The organism is Anaeromyxobacter paludicola, from assembly GCF_023169965.1.
Taxonomy (GTDB): domain Bacteria; phylum Myxococcota; class Myxococcia; order Myxococcales; family Anaeromyxobacteraceae; genus Anaeromyxobacter_B; species Anaeromyxobacter_B paludicola.
Map to the genome: position 1 here is coordinate 2,129,098 of NZ_AP025592.1, position 23,769 is coordinate 2,152,866.

Sequence of the window (23,769 nt, forward strand, 5' to 3'; positions counted from 1 at the left end):
CGGCCGGGATCGCGCGCCGAGAGGCGCTACTCCATCGCGACGACGCCCACGATGTTCTGCCCGGCGTCCACGTGGAGCACCTCGCCGGTCACGCTCGAGGCGAGGTCCGAGCAGAGGTAGAGCGCCGCCTTGCCGCAGTCCGACTGGTCGATGTTGCGGCGGAGCGGGGTGCGGCTGGCGTTCTCGGCCAGCATGGTGCGCATCCCCTTGATGCCGGCGGCGGCCAGCGTCTTGAGCGGGCCGGCGCTGATGGCGTTCACGCGGATGCCGTCCTGCCCGAGGTCGAAGGCGAGGTAGCGGACCGACGCCTCGAGCGCGGCCTTGGCGACGCCCATGACGTTGTAGTTCGAGACCACCTTCTCGGCGCCGTAGTACGAGAGCGTGAGGACGTTGGCGCCCTCGCGCAGCATGGGCCGGGCCGCCCGGGTGAGCCCGATGAGCGAGTAGGCCGAGACGTCGAGCGCGATGCGGAACACGTCGCGGCTCGTCACCTCGGTGAACCGCCCCTCGAGCGCCTCGCGCGGCGCGAAGCCGATCGAGTGCACGAGGACGTCGAAGCCCTCCGGCCAGACCTGCTTCAGCTGGGCGAAGGTGCGGTCGATGTCCTCGTCCTTGGAGACGTCGCAGTCGAGGATGGCGGCCGCGCCGATGCCCTCGGCGAGCGGGCGCACCCGCTTCTCCATTCCCTCGCCCGGGTAGGTGAAGGCGAGCTCCGCCCCCTCCGCCTGGAAGGCCTGGGCGATGGCCCAGGCGATGCTGCGATCGTTGGCGACCCCCGTGACGAGGGCGCGCTTACCGCTCATGAGACCCATCGGCTACTTCCCTTCCGTTCGCAGCGCGTCGAGCGCCTGGGACAGCTCGCTGCGCGCGTGTTCGTCGTGAGCGCGGGCGGCGGCGGCGACTCCCGCCTCGTACGTCCGCGCGGCTTCCTCGCGCCGCGAGAGCGACTCGAGCACCTGGCCGAGCATGAGGTAGCTCGGGACGTACTCGGGCGCGCGGCGCACCAGCTCCTCGAGCTCCCGCGCGGCGTCGTCCGCCCGGCCCAGGGACCGCAGGCCCATCGCGAACGCGTAGCGCGCGAACGGGTCGTCGGGCTTCTGCTCCAGGAACCTCTGGAGCTGGGCGAGGCGCTGCTCGGGAGTCACCCGCGTCTTCTAATACATCGCGGCGCGCCGTCAAAGCGCCGAGCGCCGCTCCCGCCCGGGCGAGACGCGCCGCGGCGTGGTAGACCGGGGCGCATGACGGGGCTCATCGAGGGCGCGAGCGGCGCGCTCGTCGCCGGCGGGCGCGGCACCCGGCTGGGCGGCGCGGCCAAGGGACTGCTCCGGATCGACGGCCAGCCCATCGTGGCCCGCAGCCTGGCGCTGCTGCGCCGGCTCTTCGACGAGGCGCTGGTCGTCGCCAACGACCCCGCCCCCTACCTGCCCTTCGGCGCGCCGGTGATCCCGGACGTCGTCGCCGGGAAGGGCGCGCCGGGCGGCGTCCACGCCGCGCTGCGCGCCGCGAGCGCGGAGTGGGTGTTCGTCGCCGCCTGCGACATGCCCTTCGTCTCGGAGGCCGGCATCCGGCTCCTGGCCGCGCGCCGGGCCGGCGCCCCGGCGGTGGTGGTCCGGTTCGGCGGGCGGCTCGAGCCGCTCCACGCCTTCTGGTCGAAGGCCTGCCTCCCCGTGCTCGAGGCGGAGCTCGCGCGCGACGAGGTGCCCGGGCTGCAGCGGCTCGCCGTCGCCTGCGGGGCGGCCGTCGTGGAGGAGGAGGCGTGGCGGGCGGTGGATCCGCTCGGCCGCGCCTTCGAGAACGCCAACACCCCGGACGACCTCGTCCGGCTCGGGCTCGAGCGCCCCTGAGCGGAGGCGCGGGTTTCGCCCACCGGCCCCGCGGCGCGCGGGACGGCGCCGGCGCGGCGGGGCTTCAGGGCCGGGCGATTCCAGGCGATGATGCGACCCTCCATGCCCCGCCTCCTCGCCCTCCTGCTCCTCCTCGCGCTGGCCCTCCCCGCCGCGGCCGGCGACCGGCGCGACCTCGCGGCCCCCCTCGGCCTCGGCACCGACGGCACCATCCGCGAGCTCTTCCTCGACATGCCCATCGCCGACGCCCGGGCGCCCCGCGCCGGGCTCGACGTGCGCTGGTCGATGGCCAACGACTGGAGCGCGCCCACCTACGCGGCCTCCGGCGCGAAGCTCGTCGAGATCCAGACCGACGAGCAGTCGGACTCGCTCACCTTGTCGCTCCGGGCGCCCTGGTCCCGCCTGCTCGGGCCCGGTCCGGTGGTCTCGGGCCGGCCGCTCTTCGACCGGCTCTCCACCACGCTCGACTGGCGCGTCACCCAGCACTGGGGCGGCTGGAGCGACGGGACCATCGAGTGGTGGCACGGGTTCGCCGGCTTCTACAACTTCGAGCGGAACCAGTACCCGCGGAACGCGGTGCACGTCACCCTGGGCGAGGTCGGAGGCAAGCAGACCCTCGACCTGCGCTCGGCGCAGGTCTCCTTCGGCGACCTCGCCGTCCGCACGCAGTACCTGCTCGCCGACGGCGGCGCGCCGCTCGTGCCGGGGCAGGGGCCGGACGCGACGCGCTGGGGCCTCTCGGCGCGGCTCGACCTGAAGGCGCCGGTGGGCCGGCTCTCGAACCTGGGCGGCTCGGGCGGCTTCGACGCCGGGGTGGGCCTCCTCGGCACCTACGAGCTCACCTCGTTCCTGGTGGCCCACGCCATGGCGAGCGGCCAGTGGTGGTCGGGCTTCGCCGGCGAGCAGCCCCTGCAGCCGCTGAACTTCCACTGGACCGCCGAGGTCTCGCTGGCGCTCCTCCTCGGACCGGTGGCGCTGGTGGTCGAGGACCGCGTGGTCTCCGCCATGTTCGACGACGGCGGCTGGACGCGGGTGAACCCGCTGCCGCTCGCGCCGGGCCAGTCCCCGCCGAGCCTCGCCGCGTCGGCCTGGGCCGCCACCTTCCGCGCCCAGAACGGCATCACCGGCGGGCTGCGCTGGGGCCGGTTCACCGTCTGGTTCGCCGAGGACTGGACGCCCGGCTCGAACCCCACCGGCGTCTACAAGTGGTTCTACGACTCGAACGCGCCCGACGTGGAGATCGGGCTCGGCTACTCGCAGCCGCTGTAGCCCGCACGCGACGGCGCCGCGCCGCGCGCTCGTCAGGGCCGGCCGGCGCCCTCGCGCCGCGGGAGCGCGACGGTGAAGGTGGTCCCCCGCCCCTCCTCCGACTCGAGCGAGACCTCGCCCCCGTGGCCGCGGACGATCTCGCGGACGATGTAGAGCCCGAGCCCCACCCCGCCGCGCGGGTTCCCCTGCGCGTCGCCGCGCCGGAAGGGGGCGAAGATCTGCTCCTTCAGCCAGGGCTCGATCGGCGGCCCCTCGTTGTGCACCGAGAGGGTGACGCGCTCCGCGTCGCCGGCCCGCGTCACCGTCGCCGGGGTGCCCTCCGGGCTGTAGCGCAGCGCGTTCCCGAGCAGGTTGGCGAGCACCTGCTGGATCCGGCCGGCGTCCCACTCGCCGCGGCCGTCGCCCACCGGGACGAAGCGGATCTCCCGGCCCGGGTGCGCCGCCTTGATCTCCTGGATCACCTCGCGGCAGAGGTCGTCGAGATCGGCGGTGGAGGGGAAGACCGGGATGCCCTGGCCGAGCCGCGCCTGCGAGTAGTCGAGCAGGTCGGTGATGAGCCTTCGCATGCGGGCCCCCGCGCTCGAGATCCGCTCCAGCACCCGGCGGTGGTCGCCGGAGAGCGCCGGGTCGCGCAGGAGGAGGCCGGCCGAGGCGGCCACCACGGTGAGCGGGGTGCGCAGGTCGTGGCCCACGATGCCGATGAGGTGCGCCTGCACCTCCTGCGCGCGCCGCCGGTCGGTGACGTCGCGCAGGTGGGCCGTGAGGCCGCCCTCGTGCGAGAAGGCCCGCACCTCGAACCAGCGCTCGTCCGGCCAGCGCAGCTCGAAGGTGGCCGGCTCCCGGCCGGCGGCGACCCGCCGCAGCTCCGCCGCCGCCTCGTCGGCCGCGAGCCACGGGAGCGCCGACCAGAGCTCCTGGCCGAGCAGGTCGGCGCGCCGCGCCCCGAGCAGCTCCTCGAGCGCGTGGTTCACGTAGACGAAGCGCCAGGCGCGGTCCACGGCGAAGAAGGCGTCGGTGATGCTCTCGAGCACCGCGGCGTTCCGGGCGAACGCCTCCCGGCTGCGGTCCTCGTCCTCGAGCTGCTTGCGGCGGAGCTGGGCGCGCACCCGGGCGCGCAGGAGCTCGAGCCCGGCGGCGGTCGAGACGTAGTCGTCGGCGCCGGCGTCCACCGCCGCGGCCAGCCGCTCGCCCTCGGGCGCCTCCCCGAACACCAGCAGCGGCACCTGCCGCCGCTCGGGGCCGTCGCGGAGGGCGCGGCAGGCCTCCATGGCCCGCCCGAGCCCGCCGGTCCCGTCCACCAGGACCGCGTCCACCCGGTCCACGGCCAGGAGCGCGAGGGCCTCCGCCGCGGAGGAGGCGGCGGCCACGTCGTGCCCCTCCTGGCGCAGCAGCTCCGCCACCGGCTCGGGGGGCGCCCGCCCCGGCCCGACCAGGAGGACGCGCCGCGGCGAGAGGAAGGCCGGCCCGCGCGCCGCGCCGGTCGCCCCGCCGCGGAGGAGCGCGAGGAGGCGGGCCAGCACCACCGCCCTCCCCTCCTCGTCCTTGCGCACGTAGGCGTCGGCGCCGGCGTCGAGCGCCCCCAGCTCCCCGATGGCGCCGGAGGCGGTGAGGAGGATGCAGGGCGTGGCGCGCAGGGCCGGATCGGCCCGGAGCTGCCGCACGAAGGAGGCGCCGTCCATGCCCGGCATCACGCCGTCCACCACCACGGCGCGGGGGCGGCGCCCCGCCGCCACCCGGAGCCCCTCCTCGCCGGAGCCGGCGGTGACCACGTCGAGCCCGGCCCCCTCGATGAGCTCGCGGAGCTGCTCCCGCGCGGTCAGGCTGTCGTCGACCACCAGCACCGGCGCGGCGCCCTCGGGCGCCTCGTCCGGCCGGGCCCGGCGGACCAGCTCGCGCGCCCGCGCCACCAGCTGCTCGACGGCGTAGGGCTTCCCGACGTACTCGTCGGCGCCGGTGCGCAGCCCGCGGACGCGCTGCGCCACCGCCGCCTCGGAGGAGAGGAGCATCACCGGCGTGGCGGCGTGCTCGGGCGAGCGCCGCAGCTCGGCGAGCAGGTCGACCCCGTCGCCGTCGGGCAGGAGCACGTCGAGCACGACGAGGTCCGTCGGCCCGCGCCGCAGCGCCTCGCGCGCGCACGCGAGGTCGGCGCAGAGCTCGGTGCCGAACCCGGCCCCCTCGAGCGCCTCCTGCAGGTCCATCCGGACCGTGAGGCTGTCGTCCACCACGAGGACCCGGATCACGGCAGCCCTCCGGCCTCGGCGGCGGCGAGGGCGTCGCCGATCTCCCCGAGCGGCAGCACCCGCTCCGCCGCGCCGAGGAGGATCGCCTCGCGCGGCATCCCGAAGACCACCGAGGTGGCCTCGTCCTGCGCGATGGTGCGCCCCCCGGCGCGCCGCACCGCGAGCATCCCGGCGGCGCCGTCCCGGCCCATGCCCGTGAGCAGGCAGGCGAGGCCGTCGGGCCCGAGCTCCCGCGCCACCGACTCGAAGAGCACGTCCACCGACGGCCGGCAGCTGTGCCGCTCCGGCCCCAGGTCGAGCCGCAGCAGCCCCCGCTCCAGGAACAGGTGCTGCCCCGGCGGCGCCATCAGCACCCCCGAGGCGGCCTCGAGCGGCTCGCGGTCGCGGGCGTAGCGCACCCGCAGCGGCGACTGGGTGTCGAGCCAGTCGGCGAAGGCGCGGCCGAAGGGCTCGTTGATGTGGACGACGAGGAGCACCGGGGCGGCGAACCGGCGCGGCAGGGCCTGCAGGATCTCGAGCACCGCGCCGGGCGATCCGGTGGAGCCGCCGACGGCCACGGCCCGCAGGCGGCCGGCGCGCGCGGGCGCCGGCGGCGGGACCGGCGCGACCTCGAGCGGCGCGGAGGGCCGGGCGACCGCCAGCCGGCCGCGCAGGTGGGTGATGACCTTGATCCGGGAGACCAGCTTCACCGCCGCGCGGAGCCGCCCCTCCCACCCGTCGGCGAGCTCGTGCCCGCCCGGCTTCTCGAGCACGTCGAGCGCGCCCGCGGCGAGCGCGTCGTAGGTCCGGAAGAGCTCGCCGCGGTTGGTGGAGGCCGAGACCACCAGGATCGGGGTCGGGCAGTAGGCCATGATCTGCTCGGCCGCCTCCACCCCGGTCATCACCGGCATCATCATGTCGAGCGTGACCACGTCGGGGCGCAGCGCCCGGCACAGGTCCACGCCGCGCTGCCCGTCCTCCGCCTCGCCGACCACCTGCAGCTCGGGGTCCTCGCCCAGCACCTCGACGAGGCGCTTGCGGATGGTGAGGGAGTCCTCGACGACGAGCACGCGAATCGGCACGTTCACCCCACCAGCTCCTGGATCGCGGCGAGCAGCCGGCCCTGGTCGAAGTCGCCCTTCACCACGTACCCGGCGGCGCCGGCGTCCATCCCGCGCCGGCGGTCCTCCGGCGCCGACCGCGAGGTCACGAGGATGGCCGGGGTGGCCGCGGTGCGCGGATCGGCGCGCGTGACCCGGACGAACTCGAACCCGTCCATGCCCGGCATCTCCACGTCCACGAGGAACAGCCCGTAGCGGCGCGCCCGCGCCTTCTCGAGCCCCTCCTCGGCCGAGACCGCCAGCTCCACCTCGTAGCCGGCCGACTCGAGGATGCTCTGCTCCAGCATGCGGGTGGTGAGCGAGTCGTCCACCACGAGGATGGGCAGCGGGGCCGGCGCCGGGGCCGGCTCCGCGGCCGGCCGCTCCCCGGCCGCCACCAGGAGCCCGGCGGGGTCGAGCGCCAGGACGGGCGTGCCCTCCGCGTCGAGCGCGGCTCCCGCCACGGCCGGCTCGGCGCCGACGCAGGCCGGCAGGGGGCGCACCACCACCTCCGCCGTCCCGGCGAGTCGCTCGGCGCCGAGCGCGAGCCGGGCCCCGCCCACCCGGACCACGACCGCCGACCAGGCGCGCCGGCGCGAGGCGGGCTCGGGCCGGCGGAGCACGTCGGCGAGGGGCAGGAACGGGATCACCTGGCCGCGGTGCGAGATGCCGCGCCCCTCGCCGCGACGCACCACCCGGTCCGCGGGGAGCCAGAGGGTCTCCTCGACCGCGTCGAGGGGGAGCGACGCGTCGGCGCCGCCGGCCTGGAGCCGCAGCGCCACCATGGCGGTGATCGAGACCGGCACCAGCAGCTCGACCGTCAGCCCCGCCCCCGGCGCGCTCCGCACCCCGAGCTCGGCCTTGAGCCGGGCCGCCACGTCGCGCACCACGTCGAGCCCCAGCCCGCGCCCGGCCACCGCGTTCACGCCGGGGCTGGTGGAGAGGCCGCCCCGGAGCAGCAGCTCCACCGCGGCGGGCTCGTCGAGCGGGGGCGCGCCCGGGCCGAGGAGCCCCTTCGCCTCGGCGGCGGCGCGCACGCCGGGGAGGTCGAGCCCGCGCCCGTCGTCGCGGCAGCGGAAGAGGACCCGCCCGCCCCGGCGCTCCACCTCGAGCGTGATCCGCCCGCGCGAGGGCTTCCCGGCGGCCAGGCGCGCGGGCCCGGGCTCGATCCCGTGGGCAACGGCGTTGCGGACCACGTGCAGGAGCGCGTCGCGCGCCGCCGCGAGCACGTTCGCGTCCACCCGGACCTCGCCCCCGCTCGCCTCGAGGTCCACCTCGCGCCCGAGGGTGCGGGCGGCGTCCCGCGCCGCGCGCGTGAGCGGTCCGAAGAGCGCCCGCGCCGGGAGCAGCCGCAGCCGGTCGGCGGCGACGCGGACGGTGCGCACCTCGCGCTCCACCTGCTCGGCGCGGGCGGTCAGCGCGCGCTGCGCCTCGCCGAGGGCGCGCCGGAGCTCGTCCACGAGCGGCGCCAGCCGGCGGGCGGCCACCGGGCCCTCCCCGCGCGGCCCGGAGAGCTGATCCTGCAGGGCGCGCGCGACCTCGCCGGCGTGGTCGAGCCGGCCGAGCTGCCGCCGCAGGCCGGTGGCCTGGACGCCGGCCTCGAGCACCGAGGCGAGGAGCGCGTCGAGCTCCTGGACGTCCACGCGCAGGCTCTGGAACGCCTCGTCGGGCCGGACCGGCTCGGCCGCGGGGGCCCCGGCCTCGGCGGCGGGCGCGGCGGCCTCCTCCCCCGCGCCGGGCGCCGGGGAGGGCGGCGGCGAGGGCGAGGCCGACGGCGCCGCGGGAACGGCGGCGGGGGCGGGCGGCGCCGGCGCGAGCGCCGCCACGCCGGACGAGATCCGGTCGAGGAGCGCCAGCGCCGCGTCCACCCGCTCGCGCGGCACCGGCGGCGCCCCCTCCTCGCGGTGGGGCGCGAGCGCCTCCTCGAGGCCGTGCGCGAGCTCCCCCAGCTCCTGCTGCTTCACCACCCGGGCCGCGCCCTTGAGCGTGTGGGCCTGCCGCAGGAGGGTCGAGACCAGCGCCCGGTCCGCCGGGGCGCGCTCGAGCGCGAGGAGCCCGCGCGAGAGCCCCTCGACGAGCTCGCGGGCCTCGATCCGGAAGTAGCGGTAGGGGTCGCGGGACATGGAATGCCGGCCGGTCGGTGGCGCCGCGGGTCAGGCCGCCTCGCGGCTCTGCACCAGCCGCGCGAGCGCCGTGGACATGCCGGCGAGCTGGGAGGCGGTCTGGAGCGTCTGGCCGGAGCTCGCCTCCGCCTCGCGGGTGGCCTGGGCCACGTTGGCGATGGCGAGGTTCACCTGCTCCACGGCGGTGGTCTGCTGCTTGGTGGAGAGCTCGATCTCGCGCGCCGCGTCGGTGGTGGTGCCCACCAGCCGGGCGATCTGCCCGAAGGCCGACGCCACCTCGGAGAACTGGCGCGCCCCGGTCTCCACCGCCTTCGAGCCGCTCTCGGTCGCCATCACCGTGGTGTTCACCGCGGCCCGCACCTCGTCGATGAGGACCCGGATGTCCTTGGTGGAGCCGCCCACCCGGTCGGCGAGCTTGCGGATCTCCTCCGCGACCACGGCGAAGCGCCGCCCCGACTCGCCCGCGCCGGCCGCCTCGATGCTGGCGTTGATGGCGAGGATGTTGGTCTGCTCGGCCAGCTCGTTGATGATCTCGAGGATGCTCCCGATCTGCTGCGACTTGCGGCCGAGGTCGAGCATGTGGCCGACGATCAGCTCCACCTGCCGGCGGATGGCGCCCACCGACTCCTGGCTGCGCTGCACGGTCTGGTCGCCGGCGCGGGCCGCCCCCGCGGTCTCGGCGGCGATGGCCGCCACCCGCTGGGCGCTCTCGGCGATCTGGCGGGAGGTGGCGAGCAGCTCGGTGATGGTGGTGGTGATCTCGGCCATGGCGGTCGCCTGCTGCTTGGCGCCGGTGGCCTGCTGCCCCGCGGCCGCCTGCAGCTCGGCCGACGAGCTCTGGACGTGGCGGACCGCGCTCGACACCTGGCGCGACAGCGCGCGCCCGAGGAGCACCGACACCGCCGCGGCCAGCGCCACGGCGAGCCCGGCGAGCCCGGCCACCTGCCGCGCGGCCCGGTTCGCCACCTCGGTGGAGGCGCGCCGGCCCTCCTGGAGCAGCCGGTCCTCCCGGGCCACCAGCGCGTCCACCGTGCCGTCGAGCTTCACGCGGATGGGGCGCACCTCGCGCTCGACGCGGTTGGCGAGCGCCTCGAAGGACGCGCCGGGCGTGCGCTGCGCCAGGATGCCGTCCATGACCCGGTTGTGCTCCTCCTCGAGCTGCCTCACCTCCCGGACGAGCTCCGACCCCTCGGCGGTCTGCACCTCCTTGCCGACGAGCTCGAGGGAGGTGTGGAACTGCTCGCGGCTGGCGCGCAGGGCCTCGAGGTACCGCGGCTCGCCGGTCATGAGGTAGGCCCGGGCGTCGGCCGCCTTCTGGGCGCTCGCCACGTGCAGCCGCTCGGTGTCCACGAGCCGCTGGGCGGCGACGTCGAGCACCTGGTCCTTCAGGGCGACGACGTCCCGGAGCGCCAGCCAGGCCACCGCCGCCACCAGCACCGAGATGGCGGCGAGGAGGCCGAACCCTCCGGCGAGCTTCTGCGAGAACGTGAGGCTTCGAGCCATGTGCGCTCCGATTCAGCGGCCCCCGAGGGCCTGGAGGAGGTGGGCGAGGTCGAGCACCGGGGCGGGCCGGTCCGGGAGGCGGGCGACCTCGGGCAGCGGGCCGCCGCCGGCCGCCGGCTGGAGGTCGGATGGGGCGACCTGGACGTAGCCGTCGAAGTCGTCGAAGGCGAGCCCCACCCGCTCGGCGCCGGCCAGCACCATCCAGCGGGGCGCGCCGCCGGCGGCGAGCCCGAGCAGGCGGCCCAGCTGGAAGACCGGCAGGATCTCGCCGCGCAGCCCGGCGATGCCGAGGAACTCGGGGCGGCGGCTCGGGACGGGCGTGACCGCGCCGAGCCGCACCAGCCCGCGCACGGCCTGGAGCCGGGCGGCGAGCCGCTGCCCGCCGGCGCGCAGCAGGAGCAGCGGGACCAGATCCCGCGAGGGCTCGGGCGGCGGGACGGCGAAGGAGGCGTCGAACTCGGCCCGGAGCCGCGCGGCGGCCTCCTGTTCCGGCGCGGGGACGCTCACGGCTCACCTCCGGCGGCGCGCAGCTCGGCCCGGCAGAGCTCGGAGAGCGCCTCGCGGCTGAAGCCGCCGCCCAGCAGCAGGACGCGCGACGCCTCCTCGGCGGCGAGCAGCACCCGGGCGCGCGCCAGCTCGCGCCGGGCCGGGTCGAGCTCCCCGGCCCGGCGGTGCATGAGGCCGAGGTGGAGCCGCGGCATGGCGAAGGTCGGGTCGAGGTAGGCGGCGTAGCGATCCTCGTCGGCGGCGCCGCCGGGATCGCCGGCGTGCTCCCGGCAGAGCGCCTTCACGTAGTGGGCCTCGGCGGAGAGCTCGTCCACGGCGAGCAGCCGCGCGCAGACCGCCTCCGCCTCGGCGTGCCGGCCGCCGCTCGCGAGGAGCACGGCCCGGAGCAGGAGCACGTCGGGGTCGCGCTCCGACTCGAGCGGCGGGCTCCCGAGCTCGGAGAGCGCGTCGGCGAACCGCTCCCGGCGCAGGAAGTCGAAGGCGCGCGTCACCTGGGCCGCGTCGGGCGCGGCCCCGCGGGGGCGCGCCGGGGGCGCGAGCGGCTTGCCGGTGAGCGCCGCGACCCGCGCGCTCGCCTGGGCGATGGCGTCCACCCAGCTCCCCTCGACGGGCGCGGGCTCGAGGTCCCCGCCCGCCTCCGGCGCGGGGACCGGCGCCGGGCGCGGCGGGCGCGGCGGGCGCGGCGGGGCCGCCGCGGCGGGCGCCGCCTCGTCCCCGGGCCCGTCGTCCTCGCGCCGCTGGTAGAAGAAGGTCCCGCGGGCCTGCCGCAGGTGGAACCGGCTCGAGACGCCGCGCAGGTTCTCGGCGTGGCCGAGGAAGAGGAAGCCGCCGGGGGCGAGCGCGGTGGCGAGCCGGTCCACGATCCGGCGCGTCACCTCCGGCGCCAGGTACATGAGCACGTTGCGGCAGAAGACGGCGTCCCAGGACCCCGGCGCGAAGAGCTCGCCGTCGTCGCGCGAGAGGTTGCGCACGTCGAGCGCGACGAGCGCGCGCACGTCGTCGTTCACCCGGTACTCGCGCCCCTCCTGGCGGAAGAACCGCGCCCGCAGGTCGGCCGGGGTCTGGCGCAGCGACCACTCCCCGTACCGCGCCGAGCGCCCCCGCGCCACCGCCGCCGGGTTCACGTCCACCCCCCGGACCGAGAGCTCCCACCCGCCGAGGAAGGGCATGCCGCGCAGCAGCATGGCGAGCGTGTAGGGCTCCTCGCCGCTGGCGCAGCCGGCCGAGAGGAAGCGGAGCCGGCGGTCGGCGCCGCGCGCGCGCACCCGCTCCGGGACCACCTCGCCCACGAAGGCCTTGAGGTCGTTCTCGTTGCGGAAGAAGTAGGTCTCGCCGACCGTGAGCCGGCGCGCCACCGCCCCCTCCTCCTCGGGCTCGCCCGCCTCGAGCCGCGCCAGCCACGCCTCGACGTCGGCGAGCCCGAGCGCGGTGCGGCGCTCCTCGGCGAGGTCCTCCAGGTCGGCGAGCCGGGAGGCGTCGAGCTGGAGCCCGAGGGTCTGCCGGGCGGCCTCGCGGAGCCGCTCGCGGAGCGGGGTCACCGTGCCCTCCCGGCCCCGGAGAGCGCGCGCCAGACCTCCTCCGGCACGAGCCGGGCCGCCCGCAGAGAGAAGACCAGCTCCCGGCCCACCTGGCCGGTACCCTCGAGCGCGCCGCCCGCCGCCTGCTCGAGGGCCGGCCGCGCCAGCGCGTCGGCCGGCAGGGCGGCGACCCCCAGCACCTCCTCCACGGCGAGCGCGGCCAGGGCCCCTCCGCAGCGGAGCGAGACCCAGCGCGCCGGCGGCGGGGGCGGCTCGCCCGTGAGGAGGTGGCCGAGGGAGATCACCGGCGCGGCCGCGCCGCGGAGCAGCGCCGTCCCGGCCACGCAGTCCGGCGTGCCGGCGAGCGGCGAGACGGCGGCGGGGCGCGACGTCTCGACCACGTCGCCGACCGGGAGCGCGCAGACGCGCCCTCCCGCCCGGACCAGCAGCACCTGGCGCTCCTCCGTCACCGATCCCTCCTGCGACGACTCCCTCCCATAGGGGAGGAGGCCGGGTCCGCGCAAGGATCCCGTTGACTGCGGGTTCATCCCCCGGTGGGGCCTTCCCCGCGCACCGCGGCGTCGATCAGCTCGCCGCCCGGCCCCCGCAGCTCCACCCGCAGCGGCAGCTGCCCGACGGCGTGCGTGGAGCAGCTCAGGCACGGGTCGTAGGCGCGCACGCCGGCCTCGACCCGGTTGAGGAGCCCGTCGGTGATCTTCCGCCCGTCGAGGAAGTGCCGGGCGATCTGGGTGATGGTGCGGTTCATGGCGAGGTTGTTCTGCCCGGTGGCGATCACCAGGTTCACCTCGGTCACGATGCCGCCCTTGAGCACGCGGTAGTGGTGGAAGAGCGTGCCCCGCGGCGCCTCGCAGGCGCCGACCCCCTCGAGCCGGTTCCGCCGCGCCACCGCCAGCACGTCGCGGGAGAGGATGGCGGGGTCGTCGAGGAGCCGCTGGACCTTCTCGAGCGCGTGCAGGATCTCGACGAGGCGGGCCAGGTGGTAGTGGAACGAGGCGTGGACCGGGCCCCGCGCCAGGTCGCGGAAGAAGAGCAGCTCCTGGTCCGCCCGCGGCGTGCCGCAGCGCGCGGCGGCGTTGAGGCGCGAGAGGGGGCCGACGCGGTAGATGCCGGCCGGGTAGCCCCAGGGCCGGTAGTACGGGAACTTGAGGTAGCTCCAGGGCTCGACCGCCTCGCCGATGAGCTCCTCGAAGCGCGCCGGGTCCACCTGGTCCGCGAGCACCTCGCCGCTCGCCGAGACGAGCCGGAGCCGGCCGTCGTAGTGCTCGAGCGTGCCGTCCGGATCGACCATGCCCATGTGCAGGGTCTCGAAGTCGCCGAAGGTGGCGGCCTCCTCGGCCCGCTCCGGCAGCGCCCGCTTGAAGCGCGCCAGCGTCCGCTCGGCGATGGCGAGGGCCTCGGGCAGCGCGGCGAGGAGCGCCTCGCGCGCCTCGGGGGCGAGCGGGGCCGCCACGCCGCCCGGCACCGCCCAGGCCGGGTGGATCCGCTTGCCGGTGACGGCCGCGATCACCTGCTGGCCGAAGGCGCGCAGCCGGATGCCGTCGCGCGCGAGCTCGGGCTCGCGCCGGAAGAGCCCCACCACGCTCCGCTCCTCCGGCGGCGCGTCGTAGCCCACGATCCAGTCGGGCGCGGAGAGGTGGAAGAAGGAGAGCGCGTGCGACTGCACGAGCTGCCCCAGGTTGACGATGCGCCGGAGGTCCTTGGCGGTGGCCGGCACCTCGACGGCGAGGAGCGCGTCGCCGGCCTTCACCGAGGCGAGCATGTGCGACACCGGGCAGATGCCGCAGATGCGCGAGGTGATCACCGGCAGCTCGCGGAAGCTCCGGCCCTCGCAGAAGCGCTCGAAGCCGCGGAACTCGGCGATGTGGAGCCGGGCGTCCTCCACCCTCCCCGCGTCGTCGAGGTGGATCGAGATCTTGGCGTGCCCCTCGATGCGGGTCACGGGGTCGATGACGATGCGCTGGCTCATGGGCTCATCCGAAGCGAGGGGCGGCGGCCGGCGGCGTTCCGGCGGGGAGCTCGAGGAGCTCGAGGAGGACGGCGTGGATGGCGTCGGCCGAGGGCGGGCAGCCGGGCAGGAAGCGATCGACCGGCACGTGCGCGTGGAGCGGCGCCACGCGGTCGAGGAGCGGCGGCACGAGCCCGGGCTCGCAGGGGATGCGCGGGGTGACGTCGGCGAGCTCGAGGTAGGCCCGGTCGAGCACCTCCCGGGCGCCGCCGAGGCAGTTGCGCAGGGCGGTGACGTTGCCGGTCACCGCGCAGTCGCCGAAGGCCACGAGGATCCGCGTCCGGGCGCGGACGGCGCGCAGCGTCTCGAGGTGCTCCTCGTTCGCCACCGCGCCCTCCACCAGGCACACGTCCACGCCCTCCGGGTAGCGCTTCACGTCCATCACCGGCGAGTGGACGAGGTCGGCCGCGGCCACGAGCTCGAGCAGCCGCTCGTCCTGGTCGAGGAACGACATGTGGCAGCCCGAGCAGCCCCCGAGCCAGACCGTCGCGAACCGCTTGCGGCTCATCGCAGCCACTCCTTCTTCTCGCGCGCGTTCTTGAGGTAGGTGAGGAAGTCGCGGTGCTTCGAGAGCATGCCGCCCGCCGCCTGCTCCTTCTCGAAGAGCGCGCCGGTGGGGCAGACCTGCACGCACTTGCCGCAGCCGGTGCACGAGGCCGACTCGCCCCAGGGCGCGGCGAGGTCGGTCACCACCTGGCACCCGGCGGCGCGGCCGGCCACGTCCCAGGTGTGCGCCCCCTCGATCTCGTCGCAGACCCGGACGCAGCGGGTGCAGAGCACGCACCGGTCGTGGTCCGCCACGAAGCGGGGGTGGGAGGCGTCGAGCCGCAGCGCCGGGTGCTGGTAGGCGTAGCGGACGTGGTCGATCCCGAGCGAGGCCGCGAGCCGCTGCAGGTCGCAGTGGCCGTTGGCGACGCAGACCGCGCAGACGTGGTTCCGCTCGGCGAAGAGCAGCTCCACGATCTGCCGCCGGTAGCGCACGAGCCGCTCGGAGCCGGTGGTGATCTCCATCCCCTCCTGCGCCTGGGTCACGCAGGCGGCGGCGAGCTTCCGCTGCCCGGCCACCTCCACCAGGCAGAGGCGGCAGGCGCCGACGTCGGAGAGGCCGTCGAGGTGGCAGAGCGTCGGGAGCGCCACGCCGCTCTCCTGGCAGACCTCGAGCAGGGTGGCGCCCTCGCGCGCGCTCACGGGCCGGCCGTCGAGGGTGAGGGTGACGACGCTCATGCCCGGACCTCCTCCGCCCGCGCCCCGGCGCCGCAGACGCCGGCGGGGCAGCGCCGCTCCTCGATGTGGGCCAGGTACTCGTCCTTGAAGTGGCGCAGGGTCGAGAGCACCGGGTTGGGGGCGGTCTGGCCCAGGCCGCAGAGGCTGGCCGCGCCGAGCAGGTCGGCGAGCTCCTCGAGCCGGCCGAGGTCGTCGAGCTCGCCCCGCCCGGCCGCGATCTTCCCGAGCAGCTCGTGCATCTGCACGGTGCCGGCGCGGCACGGGATGCACTTGCCGCAGGACTCCTCGCGGCAGAAGCCCATGAAGTACCGGGCCACGTCCACCATGCAGGAGGTCTCGTCCATCACGATGAGGCCGCCCGAGCCCATGATCGAGCCGACCGCGGCGAGCGACTCGTAGTCCACCGGCAGGTCGAGGTGGGACGCCGGGATGCAGCCGCCGGACGGGCCGCCGGTCTGGGCGGCCTTGAAGGCCCGGCCGCCGGGGATCCCCCCGCCGACCTCGAAGATGATCTCGCGCAGCGTGGTGCCCATCGGCACCTCGATGAGCCCGGTGTGCCGCACCTTGCCGGCGAGCGCGAAGACCTTCGTCCCCTTGCTCTTCGCGGTCCCGATGCCGGCGAACCAGGCCCCGCCACGGCGGACGATGGCCGGCACGTTCGCGAGGGTCTCCACGTTGTTGATGAGGGTGGGCTGGCCGAAGAGGCCGCGCTGCGCGGGCCAGGGCGGCCGCGGGCGCGGCGAGCCCCGCTTGCCCTCCACCGAGGCCATCAGCGCGGTCTCCTCGCCGCAGACGAAGGCGCCGGCGCCGATGCGGATGTCCACCCGGAAGTTGAAGCCGGAGTCGAAGATCCGGTTGCCGAGGAGCTGCAGCCGCTCCGCCTGCTTGATGGCGATCTTGAGCCGCTTGACCGCGAGCGGGTACTCGGCGCGCACGTAGACGTACCCCTGCTCGGCGCCGACCGCGTACCCCGCGAGCGCCATCCCCTCGAGCACCCGGTGCGGGTCGCCGTCGAGCACGCTGCGGTCCATGAAGGCGCCGGGGTCGCCCTCGTCGCCGTTGCAGATGACGTACTTGCGGTCGCCGGCGGCCTTGGCGACGGTGCTCCACTTGAGGCCGGTCGGGTAGCCGGCGCCGCCGCGGCCGCGCAGCCCGCTCGCCGTCACCTCGGCGAGCACCTCGGCCGGCGTCATCTCGGAGACCGCCTTCTCGAGCGCGGCGTAGGCGCCGGCGGCGAGGCAGCTCTCGAGGTCCTCCGGGTCGATCCGGCCGGCGCTCTCGAGCACGATCCGCTGCTGCCGCGCGAAGAACGGGTCGGACGGGTCGGCGTGGTGCTCCGAGAGGGGCCGCCCGTCCACGAGGTGCTCGCGCGCGATGCGGACCGCCACCTCCGGATCCACGCCCACGTAGAGGTGGCGCTCGGCGCCGTCGGCCGGCCCCGACTCGACCTCCACCAGCGTCCCGGCCGCGCAGAGCCCGCGGCAGCCGCTGGCGTGCACCTGCACCTCGCGGGTGAGCCCGGCGGCGCCCACCTCGCCCTTCAGGGTCGCGAGCACCTGCTCGGCGCCCATGGAGTGGCACCCGGAGCCGCAGCAGACGCTCACGCGGTGCCAGCGCTCCCCGTCCGCCGCGCGGCGGCGCGCCGCCAGCGCCTCGAGCTCTTCCCGGTTCATCGCCACCTCCGCACGCGCTCCAGCACCGTGACCGCCGTCTGGCCGCCCGCCACCTCGCCGTCGAAGACCACCGCGGGCGCGATGCCGCAGGCGCCCACGCAGCGCGCCTCCACCACCGAGAGCTTCCCGTCGGCGGTGGTGTCGCCGGCCTTCACCCCCGCCTCGCGCTCGACCGCGGCGAGGATGCCGCCGGCCCCCTTCACGTAGCAGGCGGTGCCGGTGCAGACGGTGCAGGTGTGCTCGCCCTTCGGCTCGAGGCTGAAGAAGTTGTAGAAGGTGGCGACCCCGTAGACCCGGCTCGGCGGGAGCTTGAGGCAGCGCGCCACGTAGAGGAGCACGTCGTCGGCGAGGAAGCCGAAGAGCTCCTGCGCCTGGTGCAGGATCTCGAGCAGCGCGTCGGGCTGGAAGCGGTGCCGCTTCATGGCGGCGTCGAGCATCTTGAAGCGCTTGTCGCCGCTCGGGTGCGGGGGGGACGCGACGGGCATCATGGGGCGGGGGCCTCGGGGAAGACGACGCGGAAGGTGGTGCCGCGGCCGGGCTCGCTCTCCACCGAGATGCTGCCGCGCAGCTCAGCCACGATCCGCTGGCAGATGAAGAGGCCGAGCCCGGTGCCCACCCCCACCGGCTTGGTGGTGAAGAACGGGTCGAAGATGCGGGCCTGCACCTCGGGCGGCATGCCGCTCCCGGTGTCGCGCACGGTGAGCTCCACGCCCTCCGGCACGCGGCGCGTGGAGACCCGGATCTCGTTCTCGGCGGCGCTGCCGCGGGCGATGGCCTGCGCGGCGTTCACGAGCAGGTTGAGCGCCACCTGGCCGACGCGCGCCTCGTTGCCCCAGGCGAGGACGCCCTCGCCGAGGTCGCGGACCAGCTTCGCGCGGTGCCGGAGCTCGTTGGAGGCGAGGCTGATCGCCCCCTCGACCACGCGCTTCAGGTCCACCGGGCCGTGCCGCTCGTCGTCCGGGCGCGAGAAGGCGCGGATGTCGCGCACGATGCGCCGGACCCGCTCCGCCCCCTCCGCCGCCTCGCGCAGGGCCGAGTGGACCTCGTCGGGCAGGCCGGGCTGCCCCGCGAGCGCCTCCGCCAGGTAGGAGAGGTTCGAGATCACGTAGGAGAGCGGGTTGTTGATCTCGTGGGCCACCCCGGCCGCGAGCGAGCCGACCGAGGCGATCCGATCGGTGAAGGCGAGGCGCGACTCCATCAGCCGGCGCTCGGTCACGTCGCGGACGCTGGTCACCACGGCCGCGAGCTCCGGGTCGGCGAGGTGGTCCACCGAGACCGTCTCGGCGTGGCGCCAGCTCCCGTCGTAGTGGCGGTACCGGAAGCTCGCCGGCACCGGCTCGCCGGGGCGCTCCAGGCAGCGGCGCCAGGCGCCGGCGAGCACCTTCTCGTCCTCGGGGTGCGCCAGCGCGCGCAGCTCCCGGCCCAGCAGCAGCTCCGGCCGGTACCCGGTCACGCGCTCCACCGACGGGCTCGCGTAGAGGATCTCTCCGCCCGCCCCGAGCAGGAGCAGCGCGTCGCCGCTCTGCTCGACGAGCGCCTGGAAGATCTTCTCGGGTGCGCGGACCGCGCGCGGTGCTGCGCCTTCCGACATCGTTCGCTCCCCCGCCGCCCCCGGCGGCTCCGGGGAGTGTAGCCGCAGCCGGGCGCGGGGCCGGGCCGAAAAGGTGGCCGCGAACGGAGAGGGCCCCCGGCCTCCCGGGGGCCCTCTCGAGGAGCGGGCGAGGGACCCGAGGCTACTGGGCCGGCTGCGCGGCGGGGGCGGCGGCCGGCTCGGCGGCGGCCGCCGGGGCCTTCGCCGCCTTGGCGGCCTTCTTCGCCTTCTTGGCCGGCAGCTTCGACGCCTTGGCGGGCGCCTTCACCGCCTTGCGGGCCGGCGCGGCGCCGTCCGCCGGGCCGAGCACGCGGTTGCCGGTCTCGTCCATGGAGGTGAAGAGCGCGACCTTGGCGCTGGCGGTGGCGTCGTCCGCCTTGTTCGGGTGGCAGACGGCGCAGAACTGCTCCATCTTCTGGCCCTTGGCGGTGTCGACGCGCAGGTACTTGTGGTACGGGTTCGAGGGGTGCGGGTCGTGGCAGCCGAGGCACTCGAAGCGCCCGTCCCGCATCAGCTCGCCCGGCACCTTCGCGACCTTGGCGTTCACGTGGTCGAGGCCGTACGGGTGGCTCATGTGCGACGAGATCGAGGTCGCCATCCCGCCGTCCTTGTGGCAGGCGAGGCAGAGCGCCGACGAGCCGCTCACCGGCTGGTTGGCGCGGGTGGTGGCCGACTTGTTCGCCTCGACGGCGAAGATGAGCTCGCCCTTGGCGGCGTGGATCGAGTGGCAGCCCGAGCAGCTCAGGGCGTCGTGGCCGCCGGCGGCGAGGGCGGCGAGCGGAGCGGTGCAGGCCGCGAGGACGGCGGCGAGACGGACGAGTCGCATGGTCGAGTTCCCCTGGAGCGAGTTGGTCGCCCGGCCGGAAGGCGGGCGAGCGGACGATGGCACGCACCCCGCCGCACCGTCAACGACACGGTGCGCGGCGTTCGCACCTCCCTTGACGGCGGTCACCCCGCGCGCCGCTGCCGCGGCACCGTGACGACGAACTCGGCCCCCTCGCCCGGCGGGCTCACGAGCTGGAGGGAGCCGCCCAGGCTCTGCACCACGCGGCGCGCGATGGTGAGGCCGAGGCCGGTCCCGCGCCCCGGGCCCTTGGTGGTGAAGAACGGCGTGAACAGGCGCGCGCGCGCCTCCGCGGAGACGCCGGGGCCGTTGTCCTTCACCGAGAGCCTGAGCGAGGCCGGGTCCCCGTCGCCGCGGACCACCACCCGCCCCCCCGCCTCCGGCGCCGCCTCGATGGCGTTCTGCACGAGGTTGGTGAGCACCTGGTTGAACTCCTCGGCCACGCACTCGACGACGCCGTCGCCGCGGAGGTCGCAGCGGACCTCGGCGCGGCGGCCGGTGGCGGGCAGCACCACGTCCACCACCGTCCGCACCGCCTCCCAGGCGTCGAGCGGGACCACCTCGCGCCGGAAGCCGCCCCGGCCGTAGCGGCCCATCAGCTCGACGGTGCCGCCGATGCGGCGCAGCCCCGACTCGGCGACGCCGAGCATCTCGCCGAGCCGGCCGGCGAGCGCCTCGAGCCGCCCCTGCGCCTCCTCCCCGAGCGCGCCGCCGCGGGCGAGCGCCAGCGCCTGCTCCAGGTCGAGCCGCACGCGGCCCAGGGCGTTGCGGGCGTAGTTGAGCGGGTTGTTCATCTCGTGCGCCAGGCCGGCGGCCACGATCTCGAGCGACTCCATGCGCTGGCTGAGCACGAGGTCGGCGGTCTCCTCCTCCGCCTGCACCAGCTGCCGGGCGCAGGTGACGAGCTCCTTCGGCGAGAAGGGCTTCGTGAGGTAGGCGCTCACGCCGGTCTCGAGCCCCCGGACGCGGTCGTCCACCTCGCCGCGGGCGGTGAGCATGAGCACCGGGATCTGGCGCGTGGCCGGGTCCTCGCGCAGCCGCCGCGTGAGCTCGAGGCCGTCGATGCCGGGCATCATGAGGTCGGTGACCACCAGGCTCGGCCGCTCGCGGCGGATCATCTCCAGCCCCTTGAGGCCGTCCGGCGCCGCCAGCACCTTGAACTGCCGCCGCAGCGCCATGTGCACCAGGCGGACGATCTGCGGGCTGTCCTCCACCACCACCGCGCTGTAGGGCCGGTCCCCCTCGTCGAGGTCGCGGTCCACCACCCGGCGCTCCGAGGCCTCCTCGATGTCGAGGAGCCGGAACTCGCGGCGCGAGGAGAGCTGCACCGCCCAGTCGAGGCCGGCGTCGCCCGCCGCCGCGGGCGCGAGCGCGTCCGCCCGCAGGTGATCGCGCCCCTTCCGCAGCGTCACGGTGAAGCGCGCCCCGCTGCGGCCGTCGCTCTCGGCCCGGATGGCGCCGCCGTGCAGCGCCACCAGCTCGCGGGCCAGCGCCAGCCCGATGCCGGCGCCGCCGAACTGGCGGGTGCCGGCCATGTCCACCTGGTAGAAGCGCTCGAAGATCCGGGTCGCCTGGTCGGGCGGGAAGCCCGGCCCGTCGTCCGCCACCTCCACCTCCACCGCGCCCTCGAGGTCGCGCACCGCCACGGTGACGTGCCCGCCCGGCGGGGTGAACTTGATGGCGTTCGAGAGCAGGTTCACGAAGACCCGCTCCATCCGCTCGAGGTCGTAGACCACCGGCGCCGCGGCCGGGCCGGGCGCCAGGGCGAGCGCGATCGACTTGCGCCGCGCCAGCACCTGCGACTGCTCGGTGAGGGTCCGCAGCTGCTCGACGAGGTCGTGCTCGGCCGCCTCGAGCCGGAGCCGGCTCTCCTCGAGGCGCGACAGGTCGAGCAGGTCGTTCACGATCTTGAGGAGCTTGAGCGCGCTCCTGAACATCGCCTGGAAGGCGCCGCGCTGCGCCTCGGTGAACTCGCCCACCTCCCCCTGCAGCATGAGCTCGAGCGGCGCGAGCACCATGGCGAGCGGGGTGCGCAGCTCGTGGGTCATGTTGGCCGAGAACCGCGACTTGAACTGGTCGAGCTTCTTCAGCTCGGCGTGGGCGCGCTCGAGCCGGGCGGTGGCCTGCTCGAGCTGGACGCGCTGCAGGAGCTGCTCCCGCTGGGTGCGGAAGGCGAGGATCTGGCCGACCGCCGCGGCGAGCGCCGTGGCCGAGAGGAAGGCCAGGTTGGAGAGGGCCGCGGTCCCGCGCCCGAGCGTCCCGGCGAGCGCGTTGGCGCCCAGGAACGAGCCGGCGATCCCCGCGTGCGTGGCGACCACCACCGCCGGCGGCCAGACGAAGAGCAGCCCCGCCGCGACGATGGTGAGGGTGAGCCCGGCGTAGTAGGGCGAGGCGAGCCCGCCCATGTACGGGGTCATCATGCTGATCCCCGCGGCGACGAGGCAGGCGAACGCCGCGGTGACGAGCTGCCAGTGCCGGTCGAACCAGGAGGTGCGCAGGAGCCGGAAGAGCGCCAGCGTGAGCGCGGCGATGACCCCGCGGGTGGCGAGGAGCGCCGGGAGCGCCGGCCGCGGCGCCAGCATCACGTCGAGCAGCCCGAAGGCCGGGTACAGGGTGATGGTGATGAGCAGCCCGATGCGGAGCCCGCGCCGGTTCCGCGCCGCCAGCCAGCGCGCCCAGCGGCGCTCGCCCTCCGTGCCCGGGGCCGACACTAGGCCCGCACCACCTCGAAGAACGGGTTGGCCCCGCTCTCCTCCTCGAGCAGCCGGACTCGCGCCCCCGGCACCGCGCGCCGCCCGAGCGCGAGCAGCTCCTCGCGGGTGCGGTAGATGAGCGGCCAGTCGAGGTGGTGCTCCATGAGCCAGCGGGTCGGGTGGTCCACCATGTTGGCGACGAGGAGCTGCCCGCCCTCGGCGGTGCACTCGGCGAGGCGCCGCGTCAGCACCACCGCGGTGCGCGGGGCGAGGTAGTCGTAGAGCCCGCAGGAGTAGACGAGGTCGAACTTCCCGAACGGCTCGAACAGCGCGCCGTCGCGCAGGAGCCGCTTGATCGAGTCGTGCAGGAAGGTGAGCCGCACCTCGCCCGGCGCGCGGGCCTCCACCCGCGCCTGCAGCCGGCGCCAGGCGTGGGCGAGCGCGTTCTTGTCCTGCTCGAAGAGCACCACCTCGAGCGGCACCGGCAGCTCCGGGGTCTCCTCGAGGAGCTCGAAGAGCTCCTGCGCCGGCCCGGCGGCGATGGAGAGGACGCGCACCGGCGGGGAGGCCCGGCCGCGGTTGGCGAGCAGCGCCGCGAGCTGCCGCTTCACGAGGTCCTTGCGGAAGCGCACCGCCTGGGCGGCCCGGCTGCTCGTGAAGGCGAGGCCGACGGCGCGCGCGAAGAGCGTCGCCCCCTCGAAGTTCTTCTCGTAGATGAAGTTCATCACCTCGTAGTCGCCCGGGTAGCCGAAGGGCTTGTGGCGGGCGCGGTGGCAGCAGGGCGCCTGCATGAGGAACCCGTGCACCTGCCGCAGCGACCACTCCTTGGCGGCCAGGCTGGCGTGCCCCTCCGGCAGCTCGCGCAGCGCGGCGTCGATCTCCTCGGTCATCCGGACCACCTCGGCGGCGAAGCCGGCGCGCAGCCGCGACACCAGCGCCACGCGGGCCGGGTGCTCGGGGCCGTGCAGCACGTGCCAGGGGAGCTCGCGCTCGAGCCGCCCGAGCTCCTCCTCGGCGTCCTCGAGGTGGAGGCGCAGCTCGGAGACGAGCGACTTGAACCGCTCGCCGCCCGCGAGCCGCCAGGCCGGCGCCCCGGGCGTGGGGCCGCCGGCGGCGCGGCCGGACCAGCTCCGCACCACCCGCAGCTCGAGGAGCTCGTCCACGTCGAGGAGGAAGTTCTGGAAGGAGACCCCGGCCACCTGCGCGCCGTCCTGCTCGCGGACCGAGCCCACCTGCCCCTCGCCGCGGAAGGCCTCGTGCGCGTCGAAGCGGAGCGAGAGCCGCACCCGCTGGCCGGGGTGGACCGGCTCCCCCTCGGGCCAGGGGAAGGCCACGCCGCTCTGCGACACGTCGCGGACGGGGCAGACCCGCTGGCGGCCGCCGAGCGCGAGCGTCACCGTCCCGCGCAGCGGGGCGAGGTCGGCGGCGGTGAAGCGCTGCGGGCGGAAGAAGACGCCGCGCCCCTCGGCGCCGTCGAGCTCCTCGTAGGTGCGGATCCGCGGCGCCGCCGAGGGCGAGTCGTTCGCGGCCGGGCCGAGCGGCGCCGCCTCCGCCTCCGGGCCGCCGCCGAGCGGCAGCCCCTCCACGCCTTCGCTCCGCTCCTGGAGATCCATGATCGTCCCCTCTCCCTTCGGCC

20 protein-coding genes are annotated in these 23,769 nt (G+C 75.9%); 2 read left to right on the forward strand and 18 right to left on the reverse strand.

Annotated elements, in window-relative coordinates; genetic code table 11:
* Window positions 1–26: 26 nt before the first annotated feature.
* Together AMPC_RS09845 and AMPC_RS09850 are read right to left on the reverse strand one after the other, a co-directional pair.
* Entirely contained in the window at window positions 27–803 is a 777-nt protein-coding gene (locus AMPC_RS09845; RefSeq protein ID WP_318654324.1) for an enoyl-ACP reductase FabI, read from the reverse strand.
* A 12-nt stretch (window positions 804–815) separates the two neighbouring features.
* On the reverse strand, window positions 816–1,145 hold the full coding sequence (locus AMPC_RS09850) for a hypothetical protein (RefSeq protein ID WP_248346031.1): 330 nt from the start codon (window positions 1,143–1,145) through the stop codon (window positions 816–818).
* Window positions 1,146–1,238: 93 nt separating this feature from the next.
* Between AMPC_RS09850 and mobA the strand changes: the two genes are divergently transcribed.
* The gene (mobA, locus tag AMPC_RS09855; RefSeq protein ID WP_248346033.1) at window positions 1,239–1,844 is read left to right on the forward strand and encodes a molybdenum cofactor guanylyltransferase; all 606 of its coding nucleotides are present in this window, start codon (window positions 1,239–1,241) and stop codon (window positions 1,842–1,844) included.
* 102 nt (window positions 1,845–1,946) lie between these two features.
* Window positions 1,947–3,113 (forward strand): DUF3187 family protein, encoded by a 1,167-nt coding sequence (locus AMPC_RS09860; protein ID WP_248346035.1) that lies wholly within the window; start codon window positions 1,947–1,949, stop codon window positions 3,111–3,113.
* Window positions 3,114–3,145: 32 nt separating this feature from the next.
* On the opposite strand, the gene AMPC_RS09865 is transcribed toward AMPC_RS09860, so the two are convergent.
* The 16 genes from AMPC_RS09865 to AMPC_RS09940 form a co-directional block, all read right to left on the reverse strand.
* Window positions 3,146–5,353 (reverse strand): response regulator, encoded by a 2,208-nt coding sequence (locus AMPC_RS09865; protein ID WP_248346037.1) that lies wholly within the window; start codon window positions 5,351–5,353, stop codon window positions 3,146–3,148.
* Window positions 5,350–6,420, reverse strand: a complete 1,071-nt coding sequence (cheB, locus tag AMPC_RS09870; RefSeq protein ID WP_248346039.1) for a chemotaxis-specific protein-glutamate methyltransferase CheB — start codon at window positions 6,418–6,420, stop codon at window positions 5,350–5,352. The genes AMPC_RS09865 and cheB overlap by 4 nt, the downstream gene beginning before the upstream one ends.
* Complete coding sequence (locus AMPC_RS09875; protein WP_248346041.1) at window positions 6,417–8,555, reverse strand: hybrid sensor histidine kinase/response regulator; 2,139 nt, start codon at window positions 8,553–8,555, stop codon at window positions 6,417–6,419. Before AMPC_RS09875 ends, cheB begins: the two co-directional genes overlap by 4 nt.
* Window positions 8,556–8,585: 30 nt before the next feature.
* On the reverse strand, window positions 8,586–10,058 hold the full coding sequence (locus AMPC_RS09880; RefSeq protein WP_248346043.1) for a HAMP domain-containing methyl-accepting chemotaxis protein: 1,473 nt from the start codon (window positions 10,056–10,058) through the stop codon (window positions 8,586–8,588).
* Between the two features lie 12 nt (window positions 10,059–10,070).
* Window positions 10,071–10,565: a chemotaxis protein CheW gene (locus AMPC_RS09885; RefSeq protein ID WP_248346045.1), complete on the reverse strand. Its 495-nt coding sequence runs from the start codon at window positions 10,563–10,565 to the stop codon at window positions 10,071–10,073.
* Window positions 10,562–12,103, reverse strand: coding sequence for a CheR family methyltransferase (locus tag AMPC_RS09890; protein WP_248346047.1), 1,542 nt, complete (start codon window positions 12,101–12,103; stop codon window positions 10,562–10,564). The genes AMPC_RS09885 and AMPC_RS09890 overlap by 4 nt, the downstream gene beginning before the upstream one ends.
* Complete coding sequence (locus AMPC_RS09895; protein WP_248346049.1) at window positions 12,100–12,552, reverse strand: chemotaxis protein CheW; 453 nt, start codon at window positions 12,550–12,552, stop codon at window positions 12,100–12,102. Before AMPC_RS09895 ends, AMPC_RS09890 begins: the two co-directional genes overlap by 4 nt.
* A gap of 74 nt (window positions 12,553–12,626) precedes the next feature.
* Entirely contained in the window at window positions 12,627–14,069 is a 1,443-nt protein-coding gene (locus AMPC_RS09900; protein ID WP_248346051.1) for a Ni/Fe hydrogenase subunit alpha, read from the reverse strand.
* Between the two features lie 4 nt (window positions 14,070–14,073).
* A complete protein-coding gene (locus AMPC_RS09905; RefSeq protein ID WP_248346053.1) occupies window positions 14,074–14,616 on the reverse strand; it encodes an NADH-quinone oxidoreductase subunit B family protein in 543 nt (180 codons plus the stop codon).
* Entirely contained in the window at window positions 14,613–15,332 is a 720-nt protein-coding gene (hoxU, locus tag AMPC_RS09910) for a bidirectional hydrogenase complex protein HoxU (protein WP_248346055.1), read from the reverse strand. The genes AMPC_RS09905 and hoxU overlap by 4 nt, the downstream gene beginning before the upstream one ends.
* On the reverse strand, window positions 15,329–17,005 hold the full coding sequence (locus AMPC_RS09915) for a NuoF family protein (protein ID WP_318654325.1): 1,677 nt from the start codon (window positions 17,003–17,005) through the stop codon (window positions 15,329–15,331). Before AMPC_RS09915 ends, hoxU begins: the two co-directional genes overlap by 4 nt.
* Window positions 17,002–17,493 carry a bidirectional hydrogenase complex protein HoxE gene (gene hoxE / locus AMPC_RS09920; RefSeq protein WP_248346057.1) on the reverse strand — a complete coding sequence of 164 codons (492 nt, stop codon included), beginning with the start codon at window positions 17,491–17,493 and terminating at the stop codon, window positions 17,002–17,004. The genes AMPC_RS09915 and hoxE overlap by 4 nt, the downstream gene beginning before the upstream one ends.
* Window positions 17,490–18,596: a two-component system sensor histidine kinase NtrB gene (locus AMPC_RS09925; protein ID WP_248346059.1), complete on the reverse strand. Its 1,107-nt coding sequence runs from the start codon at window positions 18,594–18,596 to the stop codon at window positions 17,490–17,492. The genes hoxE and AMPC_RS09925 overlap by 4 nt, the downstream gene beginning before the upstream one ends.
* 142 nt (window positions 18,597–18,738) lie before the next feature.
* Window positions 18,739–19,422: a cytochrome c3 family protein gene (locus tag AMPC_RS09930; RefSeq protein ID WP_248346061.1), complete on the reverse strand. Its 684-nt coding sequence runs from the start codon at window positions 19,420–19,422 to the stop codon at window positions 18,739–18,741.
* A 122-nt stretch (window positions 19,423–19,544) separates the two neighbouring features.
* Window positions 19,545–22,151, reverse strand: a complete 2,607-nt coding sequence (locus AMPC_RS09935) for an ATP-binding protein (RefSeq protein ID WP_248346063.1) — start codon at window positions 22,149–22,151, stop codon at window positions 19,545–19,547.
* Window positions 22,151–23,746, reverse strand: a complete 1,596-nt coding sequence (locus tag AMPC_RS09940; protein ID WP_248346065.1) for a PilZ domain-containing protein — start codon at window positions 23,744–23,746, stop codon at window positions 22,151–22,153. The genes AMPC_RS09935 and AMPC_RS09940 overlap by 1 nt, the downstream gene beginning before the upstream one ends.
* Window positions 23,747–23,769 lie beyond the last annotated feature (23 nt).

What these genes read in the sequence shown, in the direction of transcription:
- AMPC_RS09845 (WP_318654324.1), bottom strand. Translation starts at nt 803, where the DNA reads ATGAGCGGTAAGCGCGCCCTCGTCACGGGGGTCGCCAACGATCGCAGC.
- mobA (WP_248346033.1), top strand. Translation starts at nt 1,239, where the DNA reads ATGACGGGGCTCATCGAGGGCGCGAGCGGCGCGCTCGTCGCCGGCGGG.
- AMPC_RS09860 (WP_248346035.1), top strand. Translation starts at nt 1,947, where the DNA reads ATGCCCCGCCTCCTCGCCCTCCTGCTCCTCCTCGCGCTGGCCCTCCCC.
- AMPC_RS09875 (WP_248346041.1), bottom strand. Translation starts at nt 8,555, where the DNA reads ATGTCCCGCGACCCCTACCGCTACTTCCGGATCGAGGCCCGCGAGCTC.
- AMPC_RS09880 (WP_248346043.1), bottom strand. Translation starts at nt 10,058, where the DNA reads ATGGCTCGAAGCCTCACGTTCTCGCAGAAGCTCGCCGGAGGGTTCGGC.
- AMPC_RS09900 (WP_248346051.1), bottom strand. Translation starts at nt 14,069, where the DNA reads ATGAGCCAGCGCATCGTCATCGACCCCGTGACCCGCATCGAGGGGCAC.
- AMPC_RS09905 (WP_248346053.1), bottom strand. Translation starts at nt 14,616, where the DNA reads ATGAGCCGCAAGCGGTTCGCGACGGTCTGGCTCGGGGGCTGCTCGGGC.
- hoxU (WP_248346055.1), bottom strand. Translation starts at nt 15,332, where the DNA reads ATGAGCGTCGTCACCCTCACCCTCGACGGCCGGCCCGTGAGCGCGCGC.
- AMPC_RS09915 (WP_318654325.1), bottom strand. Translation starts at nt 17,005, where the DNA reads ATGAACCGGGAAGAGCTCGAGGCGCTGGCGGCGCGCCGCCGCGCGGCG.
- hoxE (WP_248346057.1), bottom strand. Translation starts at nt 17,493, where the DNA reads ATGATGCCCGTCGCGTCCCCCCCGCACCCGAGCGGCGACAAGCGCTTC.
- AMPC_RS09925 (WP_248346059.1), bottom strand. Translation starts at nt 18,596, where the DNA reads ATGTCGGAAGGCGCAGCACCGCGCGCGGTCCGCGCACCCGAGAAGATC.
- AMPC_RS09930 (WP_248346061.1), bottom strand. Translation starts at nt 19,422, where the DNA reads ATGCGACTCGTCCGTCTCGCCGCCGTCCTCGCGGCCTGCACCGCTCCG.
- AMPC_RS09940 (WP_248346065.1), bottom strand. Translation starts at nt 23,746, where the DNA reads ATGGATCTCCAGGAGCGGAGCGAAGGCGTGGAGGGGCTGCCGCTCGGC.